At 72.5% G+C, this 21414-nt stretch carries 20 protein-coding genes and 1 pseudogene; 16 read left to right on the top strand and 5 right to left on the bottom strand.

Annotated elements, in window-relative coordinates; genetic code table 11:
- Positions 1 to 4 precede the first annotated feature (4 nt).
- The 5 genes from DQ237_RS12315 to DQ237_RS12295 all read left to right on the top strand — a co-directional run bounded on the left by DQ237_RS12315 (position 5) and on the right by DQ237_RS12295 (position 7335).
- A complete protein-coding gene (locus DQ237_RS12315) occupies positions 5 to 4384 on the top strand; it encodes an FtsK/SpoIIIE domain-containing protein (RefSeq protein ID WP_113800420.1) in 4380 nt (1459 codons plus the stop codon).
- Between the two features lie 86 nt (positions 4385 to 4470).
- Positions 4471 to 4767: a hypothetical protein gene (locus DQ237_RS12310; protein ID WP_113800419.1), complete on the top strand. Its 297-nt coding sequence runs from the start codon at positions 4471 to 4473 to the stop codon at positions 4765 to 4767.
- Positions 4764 to 5948, top strand: a complete 1185-nt coding sequence (locus DQ237_RS12305; protein WP_113800418.1) for a hypothetical protein — start codon at positions 4764 to 4766, stop codon at positions 5946 to 5948. Before DQ237_RS12310 ends, DQ237_RS12305 begins: the two co-directional genes overlap by 4 nt.
- Positions 5945 to 6589, top strand: a complete 645-nt coding sequence (locus DQ237_RS12300; protein WP_113800417.1) for a hypothetical protein — start codon at positions 5945 to 5947, stop codon at positions 6587 to 6589. Before DQ237_RS12305 ends, DQ237_RS12300 begins: the two co-directional genes overlap by 4 nt.
- 11 nt (positions 6590 to 6600) lie before the next feature.
- Positions 6601 to 7335 (top strand): hypothetical protein, encoded by a 735-nt coding sequence (locus tag DQ237_RS12295; RefSeq protein WP_147251799.1) that lies wholly within the window; start codon positions 6601 to 6603, stop codon positions 7333 to 7335.
- 78 nt (positions 7336 to 7413) lie between these two features.
- Here DQ237_RS12295 and DQ237_RS12290 read toward each other — a convergent pair whose 3' ends face one another.
- A complete protein-coding gene (locus DQ237_RS12290; RefSeq protein WP_113800415.1) occupies positions 7414 to 7710 on the bottom strand; it encodes a WXG100 family type VII secretion target in 297 nt (98 codons plus the stop codon).
- Positions 7711 to 7922: 212 nt separating this feature from the next.
- On the opposite strand from DQ237_RS12290, the gene DQ237_RS12285 reads away from it, so the two are divergent.
- From DQ237_RS12285 to DQ237_RS12270, 4 genes are all read left to right on the top strand, one after another.
- Complete coding sequence (locus tag DQ237_RS12285) at positions 7923 to 8240, top strand: EthD family reductase (protein ID WP_113800414.1); 318 nt, start codon at positions 7923 to 7925, stop codon at positions 8238 to 8240.
- Entirely contained in the window at positions 8237 to 9778 is a 1542-nt protein-coding gene (locus DQ237_RS12280) for an acetolactate synthase large subunit (RefSeq protein WP_113800413.1), read from the top strand. Before DQ237_RS12285 ends, DQ237_RS12280 begins: the two co-directional genes overlap by 4 nt.
- 122 nt (positions 9779 to 9900) lie before the next feature.
- On the top strand, positions 9901 to 10134 hold the full coding sequence (locus tag DQ237_RS12275; protein WP_113800412.1) for a hypothetical protein: 234 nt from the start codon (positions 9901 to 9903) through the stop codon (positions 10132 to 10134).
- A gap of 35 nt (positions 10135 to 10169) precedes the next feature.
- Positions 10170 to 10634: an SRPBCC family protein gene (locus tag DQ237_RS12270; protein WP_205730190.1), complete on the top strand. Its 465-nt coding sequence runs from the start codon at positions 10170 to 10172 to the stop codon at positions 10632 to 10634.
- On the opposite strand, the gene DQ237_RS12265 is transcribed toward DQ237_RS12270, so the two are convergent.
- Positions 10609 to 11094, bottom strand: coding sequence for a GNAT family N-acetyltransferase (locus tag DQ237_RS12265; RefSeq protein ID WP_166509597.1), 486 nt, complete (start codon positions 11092 to 11094; stop codon positions 10609 to 10611). The genes DQ237_RS12270 and DQ237_RS12265 overlap by 26 nt on opposite strands.
- A gap of 333 nt (positions 11095 to 11427) precedes the next feature.
- Between DQ237_RS12265 and DQ237_RS12260 the strand changes: the two genes are divergently transcribed.
- Positions 11428 to 12468 carry a LuxR family transcriptional regulator gene (locus DQ237_RS12260; protein WP_113800409.1) on the top strand — a complete coding sequence of 347 codons (1041 nt, stop codon included), beginning with the start codon at positions 11428 to 11430 and terminating at the stop codon, positions 12466 to 12468.
- Here DQ237_RS12260 and DQ237_RS12255 read toward each other — a convergent pair.
- Positions 12443 to 13051: pseudogene (locus DQ237_RS12255) on the bottom strand (4'-phosphopantetheinyl transferase); the annotation flags it as partial. The gene DQ237_RS12260 and the pseudogene DQ237_RS12255 overlap by 26 nt on opposite strands.
- A gap of 290 nt (positions 13052 to 13341) precedes the next feature.
- On the bottom strand, positions 13342 to 14091 hold the full coding sequence (locus DQ237_RS12250) for an NAD(P)-binding domain-containing protein (protein ID WP_113800407.1): 750 nt from the start codon (positions 14089 to 14091) through the stop codon (positions 13342 to 13344).
- A gap of 1177 nt (positions 14092 to 15268) precedes the next feature.
- Between DQ237_RS12250 and DQ237_RS12245 the strand changes: the two genes are divergently transcribed.
- From DQ237_RS12245 to DQ237_RS12225, 6 genes are all read left to right on the top strand, one after another.
- Complete coding sequence (locus tag DQ237_RS12245) at positions 15269 to 16117, top strand: NAD(P)-dependent oxidoreductase (RefSeq protein ID WP_166509596.1); 849 nt, start codon at positions 15269 to 15271, stop codon at positions 16115 to 16117.
- Between the two features lie 78 nt (positions 16118 to 16195).
- Positions 16196 to 17446, top strand: a complete 1251-nt coding sequence (locus DQ237_RS12240; protein ID WP_113800405.1) for a DegT/DnrJ/EryC1/StrS aminotransferase family protein — start codon at positions 16196 to 16198, stop codon at positions 17444 to 17446.
- Positions 17446 to 18276, top strand: a complete 831-nt coding sequence (locus DQ237_RS19750; protein WP_166509595.1) for a hypothetical protein — start codon at positions 17446 to 17448, stop codon at positions 18274 to 18276. The genes DQ237_RS12240 and DQ237_RS19750 overlap by 1 nt, the downstream gene beginning before the upstream one ends.
- On the top strand, positions 18269 to 19120 hold the full coding sequence (locus tag DQ237_RS12235) for an AAA family ATPase (protein WP_166509594.1): 852 nt from the start codon (positions 18269 to 18271) through the stop codon (positions 19118 to 19120). Before DQ237_RS19750 ends, DQ237_RS12235 begins: the two co-directional genes overlap by 8 nt.
- Positions 19120 to 20358: an ATP-grasp domain-containing protein gene (locus DQ237_RS12230; RefSeq protein WP_113800403.1), complete on the top strand. Its 1239-nt coding sequence runs from the start codon at positions 19120 to 19122 to the stop codon at positions 20356 to 20358. The genes DQ237_RS12235 and DQ237_RS12230 overlap by 1 nt, the downstream gene beginning before the upstream one ends.
- Positions 20355 to 20834 carry a hypothetical protein gene (locus tag DQ237_RS12225; RefSeq protein WP_113800402.1) on the top strand — a complete coding sequence of 160 codons (480 nt, stop codon included), beginning with the start codon at positions 20355 to 20357 and terminating at the stop codon, positions 20832 to 20834. The genes DQ237_RS12230 and DQ237_RS12225 overlap by 4 nt, the downstream gene beginning before the upstream one ends.
- Here the strand turns inward: DQ237_RS12225 and DQ237_RS12220 are convergent.
- Positions 20813 to 21349, bottom strand: a complete 537-nt coding sequence (locus DQ237_RS12220) for an NUDIX domain-containing protein (protein ID WP_113800401.1) — start codon at positions 21347 to 21349, stop codon at positions 20813 to 20815. The genes DQ237_RS12225 and DQ237_RS12220 overlap by 22 nt on opposite strands.
- Positions 21350 to 21414 lie beyond the last annotated feature (65 nt).

Raw genomic sequence — 21414 nt, 5'->3', positions numbered from 1 at the left:
CGCCGTGCGCGTCCAGGTGAGCGTCGGGCAGGTCGACGGCACGCTGCTCGACGTCGCCGTCGACGTCGACGACGACCTGCCGGTCAGCCGCGTGTGTGCGGAGCTGGCCCGCGTCTCGGGGCTTCCCGCCGACGGCGTGTGGCTCGACGGCGAGCGGCTCGACGACGACCAGCCGGTGGGGGAGAGCCCGCTGGTCGACGGCGGCGTCGTCCACCTGTCGGAGGCCGCGGCGCTGACCGCGCCGGCCGGTCCGCCCACCCGGGGCTGGCAGCTGCGGGTGCTCAGCGGGCCGAGTGCCGGGCTGATCGCCGAGCTGCCGATGGGCGAGCACGAGCTCGGCCGCAGCAGCGCGTTCGGGTTCGCCGACCGCTCGATGTCCCGCCGGCACGCGCTGCTGCGGGTCGGGGCCGACGGCGCCACGCTGCGCGACCTCGGCTCGGCCAACGGCACCACGCTCGAGGGCGAGCCGGTGACCGAGGACGACGACGGCGTGCCGGTGGCCCCCGATCAGGTGGTGCAACTCGGCGACACCCAGCTGGTGATCGGCCCGGCCGCGGTGTCCGACGCCGCCATCGAGCCGGCGGGTCCGGGCACGCGCGCGTTCGTGCGGGCACCGCGGCTGCTGCCGTCGGCCCGGGAGGTGCGCGTCCAGCTGCCCAAGGAGCCGCAGTCCCGCGAGCCGCGCCGGTTCCCGCTGGTCATGATCCTGGCGCCGCTGGTCATCGGCATCGTGCTGGCGACGGTGATGCGCTCGCCGATGTACCTCATGTTCGCCGTCGCCAGCCCGGTGATGATGGTGAGCAACACCGTGGCCGACCGCCGGCACACCGCCCGGGAGGACCGGAAGGCGCGCGAGCAGTACGAGCAGGACCTCGCCCGCGCCCAGGAGCGGATCGGGACGGCGGTGGCCGAGGAGACCGTCCGGCGTCGCGACGCCCACCCCGACCCGGCCACGGCGCTGCTCACCGCCGTCCTGCCCGGTCGCCGGCTGTGGGAGCGGCGCCGCACCGACCCCGACGCCCTCGACCTGCGACTCGGCGCTGCGGACCTCCCCGCTCAGGTGGTGGTCACCGACCGCACCGGGCACGACGAGCCGCCGGAGCAGCGGATCGTGCGGGCCGTCCCCGTGGTCGTGCCGCTGCGGGAGGCCGGCGTCGTGGGTCTGGCCGGCCCCGCGGAGCCGCTGGCCGGACTGCTGCGATGGGTGGTGCTGCAGCTCGCGGTGCACCACCCGACCCGCGACCTCTCGCTCACCGTCCTGGCGCCGAGGAACCGCGAGGACTGGAACTGGGTCCGCTGGCTGCCGCACGCCCGGCCGGCCGACGGCGAGGGGCCGGTCGCCTTCATCGGCAACGACCCGGAGACCGTGACGGCGCGCGTGGCGGAGCTGACGGCGATGATCAAGGCGCGGCGCGACGCGACGGCCGGCAGCGGCGGGCGCGTGCACGCCGAGTCGTTCCCGGCGCACGTCCTCGTCGTGCACGGCTTCCGGCCGCTGCGGGCGACACCCGGTCTGGCCCAGGTGCTGCAGGACGGGCCGGCGGTGGGGGTCTACGCCGTCTGCGCCGACGAGGAGGAGCGGTTCCTGCCCGAGGCGGCCACCGCGACGGCGGTGTTCGACGCCGCCGAGGAGGCACAGCTGGTCGTCCGCCGCAGCGGCCACGACCCGGTGACGGCGGTGCTCGCCGAGCCGATCGGGGCGGAAGCAGCCGAGCGGGCGGCCCGGGCACTGGCCCCGCTGCGCGACGTCAGCCTGGAGGAGGACGACGCGGTCCTTCCCGACAGCGTGCGGCTGCTCGACGTCCTCGGGATGGAGCCGCCCACGGTCGACGGCCTCCGCGCGCGCTGGCAGATGGAGGGGCGGACGACGCGGGTCGTCGTCGGCTCCGGCCTGCACGGCCCGTTCACCCTCGACCTGCGCACCGACGGCCCGCACGGGCTCGTCGCGGGCACGACCGGCGCCGGCAAGTCCGAGCTGCTGCAGACGATGATCGCGTCGCTGGCGGTGGCCAACCGGCCCGACTCGCTGAACTTCGTGCTCGTGGACTACAAGGGTGGCAGCGCGTTCAAGGACTGCGTGAAGCTGCCGCACACGGTCGGCATGGTCACCGACCTCGACGCCCACCTCGTCGAGCGGGCGCTGACCTCGCTGGGCGCGGAGCTGAAGTACCGCGAGCACTGGCTGGCGCGCGCCGGCGTCAAGGACATCGACGACTACATCGACCTGCAGGCGCGCGAGCCCGACCGCCCGCCGCTGCCCCGCCTGCTCATCGTCATCGACGAGTTCGCCTCGATGGCGCGCGAGCTGCCCGACTTCGTCACCGGCCTGGTGAACGTCGCCCAGCGCGGCCGCTCGCTCGGCATCCACCTGATCCTGGCCACCCAGCGGCCCAGCGGCGTCGTCTCACCGGAGATCCGGGCCAACACCAACCTGCGCATCTCGCTGCGGGTCACCGACGGCGCCGACAGCAGCGACGTCCTGGACGCCCCGGACGCCGCGCGCATCCCGAAGTCCGCGCCGGGCCGCGGCTTCGCCCGCCTCGGGCACGGCGCGCTGGTGCCCTTCCAGGCCGGCCGGATCGGTGGTCGCCGGCCGGGTCAGGGTGCGGTCGCCGCGGCGGTGCCGTTCGTCGTCCCGCTGGGCTGGCACCAGGTCGGGTACGCCGCTCCGCAGAAGCCGGCGACTGCCACCCGCCGGTCCGACGTCGAGATCACCGACCTCTCCGTGCTGGTCGAGGCCGTGCGCGGGGCGGCCGTGGCCGAGGACGTCGCGGCCCAGCGGAGCCCGTGGCTGGAGGCACTGCCCAGCCGCGTGCTGGTGTCCGACCTGGAGGCGCCCGCAGCGGGAGCGGCGTCGGCCGCCCGCCTGCCGTACGGGGTGCGCGACCTCCCGGCGCTGCAGGAGCAGCAGGTGGCCGCGTTCGACCCGGCCACCGACGGGCACCTGCTGGTCATCGGCTCGCCGAAGAGCGGCCGGTCCCAGCTGCTGCGCACGCTCGCCGGATCGCTGGGCTCGCGCTGCTCCACCAGCGACGTCCACCTGTTCGCGCTCGACTGCGGCAACGGGGCCCTGCTGCCGCTGGCCGACCTGCCCCAGTGCGGCGCGGTGGTCAGCCGCACCCAGACCGAGCGCGCCGTGCGGCTGCTCGACCGGCTCAAGCGCGAGCTGGAGCGCCGCCAGCAGGTGCTCGCCGACAGCGGCTTCGCCGACATCACCGAGCAGCGGCGGTCGGTGGCGGCCGAGGAACGGCTGCCGCACATCCTGCTGTTCCTCGACCGCTGGGAGGGCTACACGCCCACGCTCGGCGAGGTCGACGGTGGCCGGCTCACCGACATCCTCATGGCGATCGTCCGCGAGGGCGCTTCGGCGGGGATCTCGGTCGTGATCACCGGTGACCGGTCGCTCGGCACCGCGCGCCTGTCGTCGCTGACCGACAACAAGCTGGTGATGCGGCTGGCCGACCGCGGCGACTACCCGCTGATCGGTGTGCCGGCCCGGCAGGTGCCCGACCAGATGCCGCCCGGGCGGGCGATCACCGTCGACGGCGCCATCGAGACGCAGGTGGCGCTGCTGGCCGAGGACGAGTCCGGGCAGGGGCAGGCCGCCGCGATCGCGGAGATCGCCAAGGCCGCACACGTGCGCGACGCACTGGTGCCGCGCTCGGCCCGCCCCTTCCGTGTCGACGTGCTGCCCTCGCGGATCACCTTCGAGGCGGCCTGGGAGCTGCGTCCCACCGAGGCCGGCGCGGGCTTCGCGATGGTCGGCGTCGGTGGCGACGAACTGGTCGCCGTCGGCCCGGACCTGATCGGGTCGTCGGGCTTCGTCGTCGCCGGCCCGGGCCGGTCGGGCAAGAGCTCGGTGCTCATGGCGATGGCGGAGTCGCTGCTCCGGCAGGGGACGTCGGTGGTCGTCGGCGCTCCCAAGGCCTCACCGCTGCGCTCGCTCGTCGGTCGCGAGGGGGTGCTGGACGTCATCGAGGAGGCATCGGCACCGGCCGACCGCTGGAAGGAGCTCCTCGCCGCGCACCCCGGTCCGGTGGTGCTGATCCTGGACGACGGCGACGTGCTGCGGGACTGCCCGGCGTCGGAGGTCTTCCGCGAGGTGGTGAAGGGCTACGTGCCGGGCCGCAGCCTCGTCCTGGGCGGGAACGCCGACAGCATCTGCACGGGGCTCTCGGGCTGGCAGGTGGATGCGAAGAAGGCTCGGCAGGGGGTGCTGCTCTCGCCGCAGGGCAGCACCGACGGCGACCTGATCGGTGTCAGGGTCCCGCGCAGTGCCCTGGGTGGGCCGGTCCAGCCCGGCCGCGGTCTGCTCCACCTGGGCGACAGCTCACTGCTCACCGTGGCGATCCCGGCTCCCCCGGCGACGGGTGCGGCCGGCTGACCGCACCCTGTGGACAACTCCGGCAGGGGGCGGCCGGCTCTGGCTAACGTGATCGGGCGATTCTCGATATCAGCCCGGAGGCCCGTGTGAGCGACCTGTACATCGACGGCGCGATGCTCACCCGCGTCCGCTCCAACCTGTCGAACATCTGCGAGCTCATGACGCAGCCGGCCCGCGAGATGATGGAGGTCACCGGCTCCGCGATGGGCGCCTCGGCCCTCGCCCGGCGGATGGACGAGTTCGGGGACGAGTGGTCCTACGGCATCGGCAAGCTCGGCGAGTTCGCCGGCGGCGCGGTGGAGGCGCTGGACCGCATCGCGCAGGCCTTCGAGGCCGCCGACACCGCACTCGCCGGCGCGCTGCAGCAGGCGGCTGAGCAGTGAGCGGCGAGTTCCCCTCCCTGGGCTTCGATCCCGCGCCGGGCGACGTCGACATGGCCGCCTCGGTGTCTGTCGGAGTGCGCCGGACCGCCCGGGTACTGGAGGAGATCGCCGCAGTCCTGTCGGGTGCCGCGGACGGGGAGTGGCGCGGACATGCGGCGATCGCCTTCCGCAATCTGCTCTCCGACGACCTCCGCCCCAAGGTGGACGCTGCTGCCCGGTCGTTCGACGGCGCCAGCCGCGCACTGGACGACTGGCTCGGGACCATGCGGTCCAGCCAGTCCCGCGCGCGCATCCTCGAGGCCGAACATGCGGAGGCCGTGCGCAGAGCGCGGTCGGCGCACGCCGCGTACGCGAACCTGCCCGACCCCGCGCCGTCGACCGGGCAACCCCTCACGCCGGAGCAGCAGCTGGCGCAGGCAGCGCTGTCCCGTGCGCGGGCGGGGGCGAGCCGGGATGCCTCCTCGGCCGACTCGGAGGTCGACGACGTCGACGCCGCCGCCCGTGACCTGCTCGCCGACTACGAGGAGAAGGGCCGGGAGATCGCCGCACGGCTGCAGAACGCGGTGGACCTCGCCCCGAACGAGCCCGGGTTCTGGCAGAGCCTGGCCGACGAGGTGGGGCAGGTACTCGACGAGATCGACGAGTTCGTCGCCGACGTCAGTGATTGGCTGATCGCCGCACTCGAGCAGATCGCCCCTCTGCTGGACCTGATCGGCGACATCGCCGGGCTGCTCGCGACGGTGCTGGCCCTCGTGCCGTGCATGCAGGTCGTCGCCCTCGTCGTGGCCGGCGTCGCCCTGCTGGCGCACTACGGCGCGGCGGTGGGCACGACCGGGAGCTGGAGCGAGGCCCTGACCGACGGGACGGTGCTGACGGACGCGGCAGGCCTGGCGCTCGGCTTCGGTGCCATGAGCATCGCGTCGCGGCTGGCGAAGGCGACCGACGCGGCGGGAAACCTCAACGCCGCGGGCGAGGTGCCGAGCCTCTTCCACGCCACGATGGTCAGCCCGGACTACGCCATGGGGTTCGACGAGATGGTGTGGCGCACCGTCTCGTACCACGAGAAGTACGCGGAATGGGGTCTCACCGCGAAGGAAGCCCCGGGCAACTACGGGACACTGGACGAGATCGTGCGCTGGGACTTCGGTGCGCTGACCCAGAAGCCGAGCGTGGTCCGGTGACGCAGCCCGCCGGTGTCGTCGACCTGTGCGTTCCGGCCGACTGGGCGGAGCTGGTCCTCCCCGACGCCCACGAGGCCGAGCACGCCTTCGCCGAGCTGGTCCGCCGGACGTGGCCGAGGGGGCCGGAAGCTCTCTGGAGCTCCGCCGCGTCGGTGCTGCACGCGTGGCGTCGAGCCCTGATGAGGCGCGGTGCGGTGAGCTTCGGTCTGGTCAGCGTGCCGCGCCCGGACGCACCGAGGGCGGAGTGGCAGGTGCTGACGAGCGTCGTCCGGCTGCCGGCGGATCCGGACATCGACGTGACGGCCGTCCTCGCTCGGATGTGCGAGGACCAGGGCGCGCACATCCTCCACGTCGAGCGCTTCGACACCGCGATGGGCCTGGGTGTCGGGCTGGTGGCAACACGCGAGATCCGGCCGGCACGCCTGCCCGGGATGCCGGTGACCGCCTCGGACGGGCAACCGATCCGCATGGGCATGGCGGCTGCTCTTGCCTGCGAGCCGGGTGGCAGGGACGGCCTGCTCGTCGTCGGCGTCTGCTTCGCGGTGGAGCAGACCGCGGACCTCGCGGCACTGGTGGCGGTGATCGCCGGGCGGTCCAGGGTCCGACCCGGCCCTCAGAAGGGGAGCGGGATCGACACATGAGAATGCCGGGCATGGAGAGCGACCTGTCTGCCCGACGCCCGTGGCAGACCCGCGGTGAGCTGCTGGCGGCCCGGGCCCATGCGGTCCCCCGGCTGGAGCAGCGGCTCGTCTCGATCCGCCGGCTCGCCGGTCAGGTCGCACGCGTGTGCGTCTTGACGATGGCATGCCTGCTGGTCTCGTCGGCCGCCGCGCAAGAAGATGGGTCGGGGCGAATCGCCGTAGGCGTCGTCGTGGTGGGCGTGGTCGTCGGGGTGGTGACGCTCGCCTCCTCCGTCCGGTCGGCCCTGACGACCCGCTCGCTCATCGCCGAGCTGCTGGCCTGGGAGGAGATCGAGCGGGCCGGCCGATCGCTCCCCTCCGGCGACATCCGGCCGGAGCATCGGACGCTGTTCGACCTCCCGCGGGACGAGTACTACGAAGGCGCCGCGTACGACGCCGCTGTCGCCGCCCTCTACCGGGCTCGGCGGGACAGGATCAAGGCTCGCGCCGTGGCCTCCGGGCTCGGGATAGGGGTGGGACTGGTGCTGCTCCTCGTGGGGACGGTGGGCTCGGACGGAAGCGCCTTCGCGATCGGCTCGGCGATCACCGGAGCGGTCGTGCTGGCGGTGTGCCTCACCGCAGGGGTGAGCGTGTCCCGCTACTCGCTCCGGATGCGTGCGGTCGCCATCCGGATGATCCGGGACTCGGGTGCCGCCGCCGCCGAGCGGGCCCTGCGCCTGGACCGGATCCGCACGTTGACCCGCTGAGAGTTCGAGCCCTGCTCCACGCCCTGAGACGCGACTGGGGCCGCCTCGCATCAGCGAGGCGGCCCCAGTAGGGGTGGTTCAGCGGCCGAGGGCGCTGGCCAGCTGGGTGTCGGCGTCGCGGAAGGTGGCGGCGGCCTGGTTCAGGTAGGAGGCCATGCCGTCGAGACCCTCGATGGTCTTCTTGGCGCCCTGCGTGAACTCGTCGTAGGAGGCCTGGAAGTTCTTGCTGGAGCTGTCGGTGACGTAGCCGTCGGCGACGAGCTGCTCCACCAGGCTCTGCAGCTGGCCCAGCATGCCGTCGATCTCGGTGCGCCCGTTGCTGAGGCGACCGGCGGCGTCTTCCATCTGCTCGTAGGTGACGTTGACATTCGGCATGGCGAGTCCTATCGAGAGGTCCGGGTGCGGGTGCACCGCAGGATCGGATATGTCTGGGACCGTAACAGCCGAAATAGGGCTGTGCGCCCCCTCGAAAAGGCCCTGTGGAAAGAGCTCGGAGTCGATCATGGGGACAGGACTCGCGCTCGCGGGCGATGCCCTGTTTGCTGGTCGCCGGGCGGGTGCCTGACCCGCGGGAACGGAGCTGGAGAATGGTGCACAGGCTGGTCGTCAGCTACGGGACGCCGGAGGATCCTGGCGCCTTCGACGCGCACTACCGCGATGTGCACGCCCCACTGGCGAAGCAGATGCCCGGCCTCGTCCGGTTCACCATCGGGCACCCGAGCGCGATGGACCCCGCCCAGCCCGCTCCGTACCTCGTCGCCGAGCTCGACTTCGACTCCGAGGCCGCTATGGGTGCTGCGTTCGGCTCGCCGGAGGGCCAGGCCGCGGCGGCCGACGTGCCCGGCTTCGCCACCGGGGGCGCCACGATGACCCACTTCGACGTGCAGACGGTGGCCGGCGCGTGAACGGCGCCCAGGCACTCATCCGCACCCTGGTCGACGCCGGCGTCGACGTCTGCTTCGCCAACCCGGGCACCTCGGAGATGCACTTCGTCGCGGCGCTCGACGACGTCCCCGAGATGCGCGGCGTGCTCACCCTCTTCGAGGGGGTGGCCACCGGCGCGGCCGACGGCTACGCGCGCATGGCCGGCCGCCCGGCGGTGACCCTGCTGCACCTCGGCCCGGGCCTGGGCAACGGGCTGGCCAACCTGCACAACGCCCGCCGCGGCAAGGCGCCGCTGCTCAACGTCGTGGGTGACCACGCGCGCTCGCACAAGCGGCTGGACGCCCCGCTGGAGTCCGACATCGACGCGGTCGCCGGCACGGTGTCGAGCTGGGTGCGCCGGTCGCTCTCCCCGGCCGACGTCGCCGCCGACGCCGCCGACGCGGTGGCCGCCGTCGCCACCGGCGGGATCGCCACCCTGGTCCTCCCGGCCGACGTCTCGTGGGACGAGGGCGGCGAGGTCGCCGAACCGCTGCCGGTGCGCCCCGTCCCGCACGTCGCTCCGTCCGTCGTCGACGACGTCGCCGAGGTGGTCAGGTCGGGGAACGAGGTCGTGATCTTCCTGGGTGGCGACGTCATGGCCTCCGCCGACGGGCAGCTCGCTGCCGCCCAGGTCGCCGCCGGGACCGGCGCCCGGCTCGTGGCCGAGACGTTCCCTGCCCGCTCGGCGCGCGGTGCCGGCCTGCCCGACCTGCACCGGCTGCCGTACCCCGCGGAGATGGCGCTGGCCGCGTTGTCGGGCACCAAGCACCTGGTCATCGCCGGCACCACGGCACCGGTGCACTTCTTCGGCTACCCGGACACCCCCGGGCACCCGGTCCCCGAGGACTGCACGGTGCACGTGCTCAGCCGGCCGGGCGAGGACGGCGTCGCAGCGATGCGGGCGCTGGCCGATGCCGTCGCCCCCGACGCGAAGCCGGAGGTCGCCGAGTTCGAGCGCCCCGAGCTGCCCAGTGGACCGCTCGACCCGCGCACCATGTCGGCCGTCATCGGCGCGCTGCTCCCGGAGAACGCGATCATCGTCGACGAGGCGCTCACCTCCGGGGTCGGGCTCACCGAGATGACCTCCGCCGGACCGCGCCACGACCTGCTCTCGCTCACCGGCGGCGCGATCGGTGACGGGCTGCCCATGGCCCTGGGTGCGGCGGTGGCCTGCCCCGACCGGCCGGTCATCGGCATCCAGGCCGACGGGAGCGCGATGTACACGATCTCGGCCCTGTGGAGCTACGCCCGCGAGCAGGCCGACATCACCACGATCATCTGTGACAACGGCTCCTACGCGATCCTCGAGCACGAGCTGCAGAAGGTGGGCGCGGCCTCTGACGGAGAGCGCGCCCGGAAGCTGCTCGACCTCGGCGGACCGGGCCTGGACTTCGTCTCGATCGCGCAGGGCATGGGTGTGCCCGCCAGCCGTGCGACGACCGCGGAGGAGCTGGCCGAGCAGCTGCAGAAGGCGCTGGCCGAGCCGGGCCCGCACCTCATCGACGCCGTCCTCCGCTGAGCACCCGGGCCCTCGGACCCTGGTGCCGGCGGGCCGAGGGGATCAGCATCGGGCCGGGTCCGGCAGGGCCCGGCCCGGGGGCCTGAGGGCACCTGGGCGCGGACCGCGCACAGGGAGTCGTCATGAGCGTCAAGCTGCAGCAGCGCCCGCGCACCGTCCGGCGCCCCGTCGACCACGAGCGGTCCGAGGCCCGGGTTCCCCCGGCGGAGGCGCGAGGGACGGGTCGGCCGAAGCAGCAGCCCTCGGAGGTCAGGGTCGGGTTGATCGGCCTGGGGGTCATCGCGGCTGTCCTGCTCGCCTTCACCGCGATGGTGCTGCTCACCGCGCTCGCCGGCGGGGACACCTTCCTCGGCTGACCTGGGCACCGGCTCCCGGGTGAAGAATGAGCCGCGTGGAGAGCCGCACCCATTCGTCGTCCGTCGTGATCCGGTCCTCCCCGGAGGCGGTGTACGACCTCGTGTCGGACGTGACCCGCACCGGGGAGTGGAGCCCGGTGTGCCGCGCATGCTGGTGGGACGGCGACGGCTCCGCGCAGGTGGGCGCCTGGTTCACCGGCCGCAACGAGGTGCCCGGGCGCACCTGGGAGACCCGCAGCGAGGTGGTCGCCGCCGACCGCGGGCGGGAGTTCGCCTGGGTGGTCGGCGGCAACCTCGTGCGCTGGGCGTTCACCCTGCAGCCCGAGGACGGCGGCACCCGGCTGACCGAGTCGTGGGAGTTCCTGCCCGCCGGGATCGACCTCTTCCACGAGCGCTACGGCGAGGCAGCCGACCGGGAGATCGCCGACCGGACCCGCGCCGCCCACGAGGGCATCCCCGCGACGCTGGACGCCATCAAGCGGATCGCGGAGGCGGGCTGAGCAGGGTGCGCCGGAACAGCAGGTAGTCCCCGTCGACGCCGGCGGGGAGGAAGCCGGCCGACTCGTAGAGGTGCCGGGCCGGGTTCGCGCGGTGCACGCCGAGGGCGAGGACGGCGTGGCCGCTGCGGCGGGCGTCGTCGGCCACCGCGGTCAGCAGCGCCGCGCCCAGCCCGCGCCGCCGTAGCGCCGGTGAGACGTGCAGGGTCACCACCGTCGCCACCCCGTCCAGCTCGGCCCACATCCCGTAGCTGACCGGCGTCCCGTCGAGGTCGGCGATCGTCGTCCGTGCCAGGTTCGCGCTCCAGAGCCGGCGGTTCTGCTCCACCGACCCGAGCCAGGCGGCCTCCTGCTCGGGCTCCCGCTCCCGGATGTAGGCCAGCTCGGCGTCGTGGATGAAGGACAGATCGCCGACACGGGCGGTCCGCCACTGCCACGCCGGTCCGTTCTCCGAGACGCTCACCGGTGCTCCTCTCCTCGCCCCCCGGAGGCAGCCTGCCCTCCCCGCGGGCCGTTCACCCGCGCGGGTGGACGTGGCGCCCGGTTGTCCACAGAACCCGTCATCGGCGGCCCGCGGACTGGTTCGTTCTCGGCACGGCGGCGCGAGGAGATCGATCACCTCTCGAGCCGCCGCTTCGGAGCACCGACTGCAACGGGGAGGCGCCCGCTGGTCGTGGGGCTACCCGGTTGCGGAACTGGTGGACTCCCCTGTCGCTGACCGCTACCTTGCCGCCACGGATGTGGCAGCAGCTGGGGACAGCACACCCCCGGTAACCGGTCGCTCAGGGGGAGTCGCATGCTCGAAGCGCTGGGGATCAGCGAGCAGACAGAGGCCGTGTACCTCACCCTTCTGAAGGATCCCGACGCACTGGGAGACGAGCTCGCGGTATCCCTGGGCCTACCTGAGTGCCGGGTGCACGAGGCTCTCGCTGACCTGGCCCGCTTGTCGCTCCTGCACCCCTCGGCAAGCGATCCGCGGGCCCTTCGTCCGGTCCGTCCCGAAGTCGCTCTGCAGGCATTGGTCGCCCGGCGTCAGGCTGAGTTCGCACGGCATCAGCAGCAGCTGGCGGAGGGCGAGGCGGCGGTGGCGATGCTGTTGGCCGAACACGCCGAACGGCACCCCCCGGCTCCGGCCCGCGACGCGGAGCACCTGGAGGGCGCCTACGCGGTCGAGTCCCGGCTCCGTGACCTCGTCGGCTCATCGCGCCGGGAGATCTGCTCCTTCCTGCCGACCGAGGCACAGCTCCCGCTGGGGGCCGAGGCCGAGGACGGGCTGTCCGCGCGAACGATCCAACCGGGGGTGCGGTACCGCACCGTCTTTCTGGACAGCATCCGCAACCAGCAGCCCGCGGTGGACCGCGCGCGCCGCCTGGTGGACGTGGGCGGGGAGGTGCGTACCGCGCCGCTCCTGCCCCTCGAGCTGTACATCTTCGACCGCGCACACGCGCTGGTGCCGGTGAACCCGGGCAACGTCTCGGACGCCACTGTGGTGTCCGGCGCAGGCCTGGTCACGGCGCTCGTGGCGCTCTTCCAGTTCACGTGGCACACCGCGTCACCGCTGGACGGGCCGCGGCGACGCGATGCCAACGGTCTGTGCGCGCAGCGGCGGCAGGTGCTCCGCCTGCTCGCCGCCGGCCACACCGACGATGCCATCGCCAGGCGGCTGGGCGTCTCGATCCGTACCGCACGCCGGGTCGCCTCGGACCTGCTGAACCGGCTCGATGCGCGGAGCCGCTTCCAGGCAGGGGCCCAGGCGGTTGCCCGTGGCTGGCTGGACGTCGACGACCTGGATCCGTCAGGCGCGGCCGCGATCAGTGTCGGAGAGCACGCGAGCTGAGTCTCTCGGCGCTGGGTGGCGAGGGCTCGACCGCGATCACCACTGCGGTGATGAGCAGCCCCTCGGCCAGCAGCCAGCGACCGCGGAGCCGTGCTCTGCGGTCGTGCGCGTCTTCGAGCCGGGCGGTGAACGTGCCACTCCCCGGAGCGGGCTCCAGTTCGATGGCCACGTCCTCGAACCCGAGGCGACGGGTCGTGAGCGTGAACCAGCTCTTGAACACGGCCTCCTTGGCGCAGAGGAGCAGCCGGTCGAAGCGCACCCCGGGAGACGCCCGGAGCAGCGCGTCGACCTCGGCCCGCTCGTCCGGCGTTGCGACCCAGTGGAGCAGTGGGCCCGGCACTGGCTGGTTCGGCTCCGCGTCGATCCCGATGGCGGCCGCGTGTGCTGCCTCGCTGACTCCCACACCGCGATAACCCCGGGTGTGGGTGATGCTGCCGACGATGCCCTCGGGCCAGCGGGGCTCGCCGTGCCGGCCCGGGAGCAGGGGCGCCGAAGGCCGGCCGAGTCGTCCGAGTGCCGCCCGGGCGCAGGTGCGCCCCGTCTCGAACTCCCGACGTCGTTTGTCCACCGCGGACTCGACGACCGCTCTCTCCTCCGGGAAGAGTGTCGTCCCGCTCGTGTCGCCGAAGGATTCTCGGTCACGACGAAGGGCGGGACCACCCGCTGCAGCAGGGGCGTCCCCCCGTCCGTGGCGACGTTGCGGCCGTCGTCAGCTTCGAGCGTCGCGTACTGCATCGCCGCCCCGCTCTCCGCCGTCCGCAGTGCCGAGGCAACCAGTGTCCGCAAGGCCCGGGACCAGCCCGGTGGCTGCTGGCTCGATACCTCTACGGGTCGTTGATGAAGGCGGACCAGGCTGTTCCGCGGACCGGCTGGTCACGGCTCGTAGCGGCCAGCTGCCGGCAAGGTGGGCCGGACCGTGCCCGAGGAAGGCGTATGCCGGCGTCGTGCGCCGCCGATGTCGGTCTCGCTGCAGACCAGCTGCTCGAGCCCGTGCACCGTGAGCGAACCTGCGGGATCTTCGTCGCCCGGGTCTTGGACGACGTGGCGTGAGGGCATCGCCGGCAGGGGCGGCACCTCTGCGCGCGCAGGGATGAGCGGCCGGTTCACGTGGGCGGATGGGTTCCGGAGGTCGGCAACGGCGCCCAGTGCTCCGACGTGCGCGCACGGGCAGCCGATCGAGAGGAGGAGGCCGGCGACGCGGGCCACGTCTTCTCGGCGCCCTCCGAGCAGTACGGGAGCCACGCTGCCGTCACTACCGATGTCCGCCTCCACCGTGCGCAACCCCAGCAGGAGGAGGCGCGCGGAGACGGAGGCGAGGGCGTCCGCGGTCGACTCTGCCGCCACGACGACACACGCGCCCTCCGGAAGCGCGTCGCCCACGCCACCGCAGTCGAACAGGACCTCCTCGACCAGCGACGCGGGCACGGTGACGAAGGCGATGTCGGCGGACTCGGCGGCGTCCGCGGGGAGGCGCACGGCGTGCGCGCCGAGGGCGATCGCCTCCCTGTGCCGCGATGGGTCGGGGTCGTTCACCACGACGTCGTGCCCGGTGCGGAGGAAGCGGCTGACCAGGGAGCAACTCGATGCGCTCAGGCCGATCACCGCAATGGTCGAGGTGTCCATCGTCAGGACTCCTTCGCCTGCTGACGAGAAATGGGAGGGGGAGGCAGAGATATCGGGAAGGCTCGACCGGCCATCTTGCCTCGCAGTTCGGCGCGAAGTCGTCCGCACAGGAGGTGTCGATCTCCGGTCCTACGACAAAGGCATCAAGGGGCGGTTTCGAAAAGGCGTTCACCTGCGAGATCCGGAACATTTCCGGTCAATCGACGAGGCCCTTGGTAAGGGAAGAGTGCCCTGCCCCCGTCAGCTGCATGGGGGCACGGTAAACGGCTGCTTCCGTCCGACACAGGCTTCGCGGTACGCATTGACGGCATGTTGGTTACAGGCCCTCCGGTGGCATCAACAGACCACATTCTCTCGCCGGTCCGTCCATTGACTGTCTCGTCTGATGCCGTCCCGCCGGCCCTCTGGCGATCGCGGGCCCCGGGTCGGTGGTGCTAGGGCGCACGGCTCAGGCGGTCGGGTCGGTCGGGTCATGCGTGAGGTGTTGTCACCGCGGCAGCGGCCGTCGTCCGTCCACGACCGGGAGGCGCGATCGTGCTCGGCCGAGGAGCGCCGAACGACCAAGCTGCCGCTCCACGACCTCAACAGCACGAGATCTGGTGCGTACCCATCCTGTGACCTGCAGGTTTGCGCCTCAGATGCGGGCATTCGCCCCCTTGGCCACCGGACGGCCCGCCGCCCGCGCCGTCAGCATCGGCCGACGCCGTCCGCACCCGTCGGCAGGGAGGGTGCGGCTGCCTGGACGACGGCCCTGGGGCCTGACGACCCGAGGTCCGACCGCCACGTGGAAACGGCGACCACCCGAACGACATCGAGAACAGTCGCATCTCCTGGCCTCTCCGCCACGCGGGGCCAGGACCTCGACCGTCGTGGGCCCCGACGACATCGAGAGACGGGGCACCATCCAAAAAACTTGGGAGGCTAGCGACCGGTGGTGGTTTGCGCTATGCGTTCTCGCGCCCAAGAATTCATTCCGGCCCGGCGGAGATTTCTTTGACGCCGACTGTTGTGGGAGCCGTTCGGGTCGGTTACGTTCCCGACCACGCGCAGCACGCGGCACCCGAAGCCGTCGCGCACTCAACGGAGATTTCTCTGATCGATCGGCGATTTCATGTCCGTAACCGCAGTTCCTGCGCCGCCTCTCGCTGCGAATTTCGCCCAGGACCGCGCAGACGTCGTGGTCACAGGCGCGTCCGGGCGCCTGGGAACGGCTATCCGGGACGTGCTCGAAGCGGAGGGTAAGAGCGTGCGAGGCATGGACCCTGCCCCCGCCATCTACCCCGACGCCGCGACCGCGCTCTCCCTGGACATCTGCGACCCGACCTCGCTGCCCGCGGCTCTCCACGGCTCCACCGCCCTCGTGCACGGGGCTGCGCTGCACGGTGCGCACCTGGTCGCCGGCACGAGCCGGAGCCGGTGCTGGTCGGTCAATGTGAACGGGACATGGAACCTGTTGCAGGCGGCTGCCGAAGCAGGAGTGCGGCGCGTGGTGTTCATCTCCTCCACCAGCGTTTACGGCCCCGGGTCCAGCAGTGGCTCTGCCCGGCTGCTCGACGAGGAGACGAGCGTCGGGCCGGATGACGTCTACGACTGCACGAAGCTGATGGGTGAGCGCATCGTCAACGAGATGGGGCGTCGCTGCGGTCTCGAGGTGGTATCGCTCCGGTTGGGCCGGTTCTTCTATGCCGATCGGGTGGACTACCACCTGCGCAAGCTCTCCACCGGCCTGGACGTGGTGGACGCCGCGCGGGCGGTCGCCGCGGTGCTCACGTGCCCCCAGCTCCTGCGACCGCTCTACTGCGTCGCGTCGGACCTCGGGCTGACGGACGAAGAACGCGCGCAGATGGGCGTGGACCTGAAGGCCGTGGTGACGACGGCAGTCCCTGAGCTGCTGTCGAAGCTCGCATCGATGGGCGCGACGCTGCCGGACCGGATCGGCAAGTCCGTCGCGACACGAGCCCTGCGTGCCGACACGGGATGGGCACCGACGCGCGACCTCCGGTGGTGGGCTCTCACTCCCAGCTAGACCCGCTCGGCTCCAAGGAACGGCAGACCGACCATCGGCGCAGCCCTTGCTGCGCGCCCTTCGACGAACGAGGTCCACATGACGCTCGCCCTCCTCGGCGGCTCGCCTTCGCTACGCGACCCCCACCACTTCTCCTGGCCGCGGATGACACCGGCGCACGTGGCCGCAGTCACCGGGCTCGTCGAGCAGGCGGAGCTGAGCTATTACGGGCGAGAGGGACAGGTCGCGGTGCTCGAGGACGAGTGGTCACGCCGACTCGGCCGGCCGACGCTCGCGGTCACATCCGGCACGGCGGCACTGCACTCGGCCTTCTTCGCGCTGGGCGCCGGGCCGGGCGACGAGGTCATCTGCCCGACGAACACCTTCCTGGCGACGGTGATGCCGCTCGCGCAGACCGGTGCTCGCATCGTGCTCGCGGACGTGGAGGAAGACACCGGGAACATCGATCCGCGACACGTCGAGCAGCTCGTCAACGAGCGGACGGTCGGTGTGGTGGCGACCCACCTCTGGGGCCATCCCTGCAGCATGGACCTTCTCCAGGCCGTAGTGGAGCGGCACGGCCTGTGGCTCGTCGAGGACTGCAGCCACGCGCACGGGAGCACGTTCCGGGGGCAGGAGGTCGGCACTTTCGGGGACGCCGCTGCGTTCAGCTTCCAGTCCGCGAAGCTCGTCTTCGCCGGTCAGGGCGGGCTCCTCGCCAGCCGCGAGGCGGTCACGCACGAGAGAGCAGTGCTCCTGGGCCACTTCCGGGTGCGGGCAGCTCAGGACTGCCGGTCCGACCTGGCGCGCTACGCCTCGACCGGCTTCGGGCTCAACTACCGCATGCACCCGCTTGCCGCAGCGCTGGCCCACGTCAGCACGTTGCAGATGGACGAGCTGATCGCCATGCGGCATGAACGGCTGAGCCGTCTGTCGCAGCTCCTCGGCCAGATTCCCGGGCTCGTCCCCCCCGTGACGCGCGACCAGTGCACGCGCGGTGCGTTCTACGGCTACAAGCTCCGGCTCCAGGGGCGGTGGCTGCTGCCACCGCGGGACCTGGTCGTCGACGCGCTGCGGGCCGAAGGGCTCGACGTCGGCCGGCCGGGCTCCGCGCCGCTGCACACCACAGCGTTCTTCACCGACGACGACGTGCCGGTCTTCATCAACCGGGAGGCTTCCCACGCCCGCTATCGACCGGGGGAACTGCCGGTGTCCGAGCGCATCTGGGACGAGTCGCTGAGTCTCCCGACCCTGACCTTTCCGGAGGACGAGTCGCTGGTCGACGCCTACGCAGCGGCGTTCGCCAAGGTCTACGGCGAACTCGGCGCCCTCGTCGCGAAGAGCGCCTGATGCTCGTCGACAGCCTCCTGGAGGCGGCCGGCGCCGATTGTGCGTCGCTCGTCGCCGCGGCGAGGAACGCCGGCGTGACGGGGCCGCTCCTGCTGGGCGGCAGCCTGGTGGACGGCCTGGGAACGCGGCACTCCGATCTGGACCTCTTCGCCATCGGGAGCTGCGGAGGGGACCTCTTCACCCCCTTCCTCAGCTGGACGAGGCACCACTGGTCGGGGCTGCAGATGGACGTCCACGTCATCGACGGGCAGCACCTCGCCGAGGCGGGCAGGAAGCTGCGCGACGAGCTCCTGCTGCCGCCCGGGCGGCCGGCGACTCGCATGCCGTACGACTTCCTCGTCGCGCTGCACGCGCTGCACTCCGGTCAGCTCCTGACTGCGGATGGTCACCAGGAGCTGGAGACCCTGCGGACGACCGCCGGCGCGGATCTGCTCCCGCTGCTGCTCGGGCTCCGGGCGCTCGCCATGGCGGAGCACCACCGCCGCGATGCAGTGCAGTTCTCCGCGCTGGGCCTGACCCTCTCCGCCTCCTCCGCGGCGCGCTCGGCGGTCGAGTCACTGGCGGACGCGTGCATCGCGGTCGGAGGGTGTGCGAACCCCAACCCGAAGTGGCGCGTCCCGTTGTTGCAGCGGTTCGCCCGTGAGGACCGGTTGGCCTGGCTGCCCTGGCGGCAGTTCCTCGAGCTGCTGTTTCCCCGAGACGGCTCACGCGGCGCCGACCCCGCCAGCATGGTCGCGTTCTCCGAGCTGGTCGACCAACTGCTCGTGCAGCGCACGGTTCTCGGGCTCTACCGGGAGCCCGCTGCTGTTCTGGTGCACGCCGGTGCGTGACTCAGGCGCGCCGGGTCTCACCCTGCTCGGCACCAACTCCGGCAGCGGTAAGAGCCTGCTCCTCCGGTCGTTCGCATGGTTGCGACGTGCGTCCGGGCAGCCGGTCGACATCTACAAGCCCATCGTGGCGCTGCTGACCCCGGTGGAGAGCGGCGATGACACCGTTGACCTCTCGCTCCACCTCTCGGCGCTGGCCGGCGGATTCGACGATGCCAAGCGGCTGTACTCCTACACGTACGACGTCGGGTCGACCGGCGAGCTGAGAGACAGCTCCGGGGCGTCCTGCGGTGTGCCGGCAGCCGTGTCCGACGACGGGGTCGATGTCCTCAGCCTCCCGCCGTCCGTCGCGGCCGAGGTGACGAGACGTATCGAGGACGAGGTGCGAGGCCGCGACGCCTTCCTGCTGTCCGAGGGCGCCGGAGCCGTCGCTGACCTACCGCCCGACCGGGACGTGTCCAACGGCCTGCTCGCGCTCTGGGCCCGCCGTCCGGTCGTGCTGGTCGCGGGCGCACGGCGCGGTGGAGCGGCGGCGGGTGTTCTCGGGGCGCAGGCGCTGATGGACCCGGCGCTGGCCGCGCTCGTCACCGGGTTCGTGCTCAACAACGTCCGGGACATGCGGGTCGCAGAGCCTGCGGCCAGGCGCCTGGAGCAGCGCACGGGGTGGCCGTGCTTGGGTGTCGTGCCTTCCATCCCGCTGTACGCGAACCTGCCGCCCGGGGGCGCTGCCCACCCGGTGCTCGAGTCGTGGGACGAGGACAACCGCGTCGTCGCACAGTGGCTGACCGGGCAGCTCGACACCGGCCTGCTGAGGCAGCTGACCGCGCCCTGCACCGAGGTCGCCTGATGTCCGCCGGTGTCCTGGTGACCGTCGGCTCCAGCCGGCAGGCGCGCCCCCTTGCCGTGGCGGCAGCGTCACTCGACCTCGACCCGATGCACATCGACGACCGTGCGGGCTCCACGTGCGTGTCCCCGGAGGACCTGGTCGCGTCGATCGTGGCTGCAGTCCGCCGAGGAGGTCGCGCGGCGCTCTCCGCCGTGCACGTGGTGAGCGTTGCCCGTGCTTCGACCCCTGGGGCCGTCCTGGCCGTAGCGCGTGCGTGCGAGCACCTTGCCGCTGCCTTGCCGGACACCGCGCTCACCGTCTTCGCGCCCTCGACCGAGGCGGCGCGCATCTTCGAGGACAAGTGGCTCACCTACGAGCACCTGGTCGGGGCCGGTGTGCAGGTCGTCCCGAGCCGGCTGGTTACGGGCACCGAGCTGGCCGGCTGGCGAGGCGGCCCGCCCGTCGTCGTGAAGGTCAGGGACCACACCGGGGGTGTCGGCGTCGCCGCCGGCTGCTCGGCGGACGACTTCGGCAGCGTGCTGACCGTCCCCTCGAGCGCGAACGGGGTGTTGGTCGCGGAGTTCATCGACGGGCTCGAGTTCAGCGTGAAGGTCCTGGTGCTGGGCGACCTCGTCCTTCCCGTCGCCCTCGTGCTCAAGGAACCCACCCGCCTGCCGCTGGTGCACGGCGACTGGAAGGTGAAGATGTCCGCGCCGCTGCACGTGGAGTCGCGTCCGTACCAGCTCGCCGCTGCTGTCGCTCGTAGCACCGGCGTCGCCGGATACCTCAGCGTGGAGGGCATCCTTCGCTGCAGCGACGGCGCCTGGTTGGTGTCGGAGGTCGCCGCGCGGCGCACCGGCAGCCACGCCATCGCCGACGCCGTGTCGACGTCGGGTGCGACGGAGGCGGCGATCCTGAGCCTGCTCCTCGGCCGCTCGCGGCCGGCTGGCCAGGCGGGCAGCAGGATCGGCTTCACCCTCGTAGGCCGGGACGCCGCGCGAAAAGGCCCCGTGCTCGACGTGGACCACCTGGGCGAGGATGTCGACGACCTCTCGGCGCTGGCCGGCAGCACGCTGTCCGGAGTCAGGACCAGAACCCACTACGCCTGCGACCGGTCTGCTCTCCCGAAGGTGTGCGCGCAGCTGGCAGGCGACGGCGAGGGGCACGCCGCATCTGCGCTGCGGGAGCTGTTGGCCGGGCATGAGTCGGTGACCGCGGAGGCGCCGTGTCTCCTCGGTTCCGGGACCGGTGGATCATGACGCCGTCACGCGTGCTCTTCGTCTGCTCGGGAAACATCTGCCGGTCGCCGGCCTTCGCAACGGTCGTCGACCATGCGGCCCGGCGGCGCGGGCTCCCGCTTCGCGCAGGCTCCGCCGGCGCGGCCTCGTGGTGCGCCGGCCGACCGCTCCACCAGCCGATGGAGCTGGCTCTGCGCCGCGCGGGCTACCCCGTGCGGCCACACCGCTCCCGCGTCGCCACAGCGGACCTGCTGTCCCGGTACGACATCGTCGTCCCGCTCTCGACCGCGGTGGCGGAGGAGATGCCCCCCGAGGTGTGGTGCGCGGCCACGGTCCGGACGCTGGCCCAGATCGTTCCGGAAACAGGTGTGGGCGAGGTCCCCGATCCCTACGGCGGGGCCAGCGAGGACTTCGCACAGGTCGTGCAGCTCGCCGAGATCGTCGCCGACGCGCTGTGCGCGCGCGGCGGCCTGCGTCACGCGTTCGGTGCGCCGTGAAGGTCCACGTGGCGGTCGCTCCCCGACGGGTCACGGCGCAGTCCCAGGAGCGGGGCTCCCGTGCCGCCGACGCCGAGCGCAGTCAGGGCCGACTCGCGCGTCAGCCGGAGCGGGTGGGCGTTCAGCCGGGCCCTGGCCTCGAGCTCGTCGACGAACTCAGCCCCCACCACGAAGCCGTCCGGGTCCGCCGGCTCGGGCTGTCCCTCTGGCTCCACGTCGACCTGCACGTACACGACGGTCGCCACCTGCCCCGGCCGAGGGAGCTCGTTGTCGTCGGACCGGAGCTCGGTCGGGTTGTGCAGCTGTGCGACGTGCGCAACTCCGCCGACCGCTGTGACGACGAGGCCGGTCTCCTCGAGCACCTCCCGCGCCAGGGCCTCTGCGAGGAGCTCGCCCGGCTCGCACCGGCCGCCGGGAAGCGCCCACGCGCTGCCCGGCCCGGCAGGACCTGCCTGCCTGACCAGCAGAACCGCGTTGCCGCGTCGCACGACGGCTGCGACGAGAAGTGTCTCCATGCGCGTCCTCTGCGTCTTCGCCACGAACGTCGGATCTTCGCCGAACAAGCCGCACGGTACTTCCT

Origin of the sequence: Blastococcus sp. TF02-8 (assembly GCF_003319175.1) — a bacterium.
In the GTDB taxonomy this organism is placed as follows: domain Bacteria; phylum Actinomycetota; class Actinomycetes; order Mycobacteriales; family Geodermatophilaceae; genus Blastococcus.
This window is presented reverse-complemented; position numbering and strand designations above follow the sequence as displayed.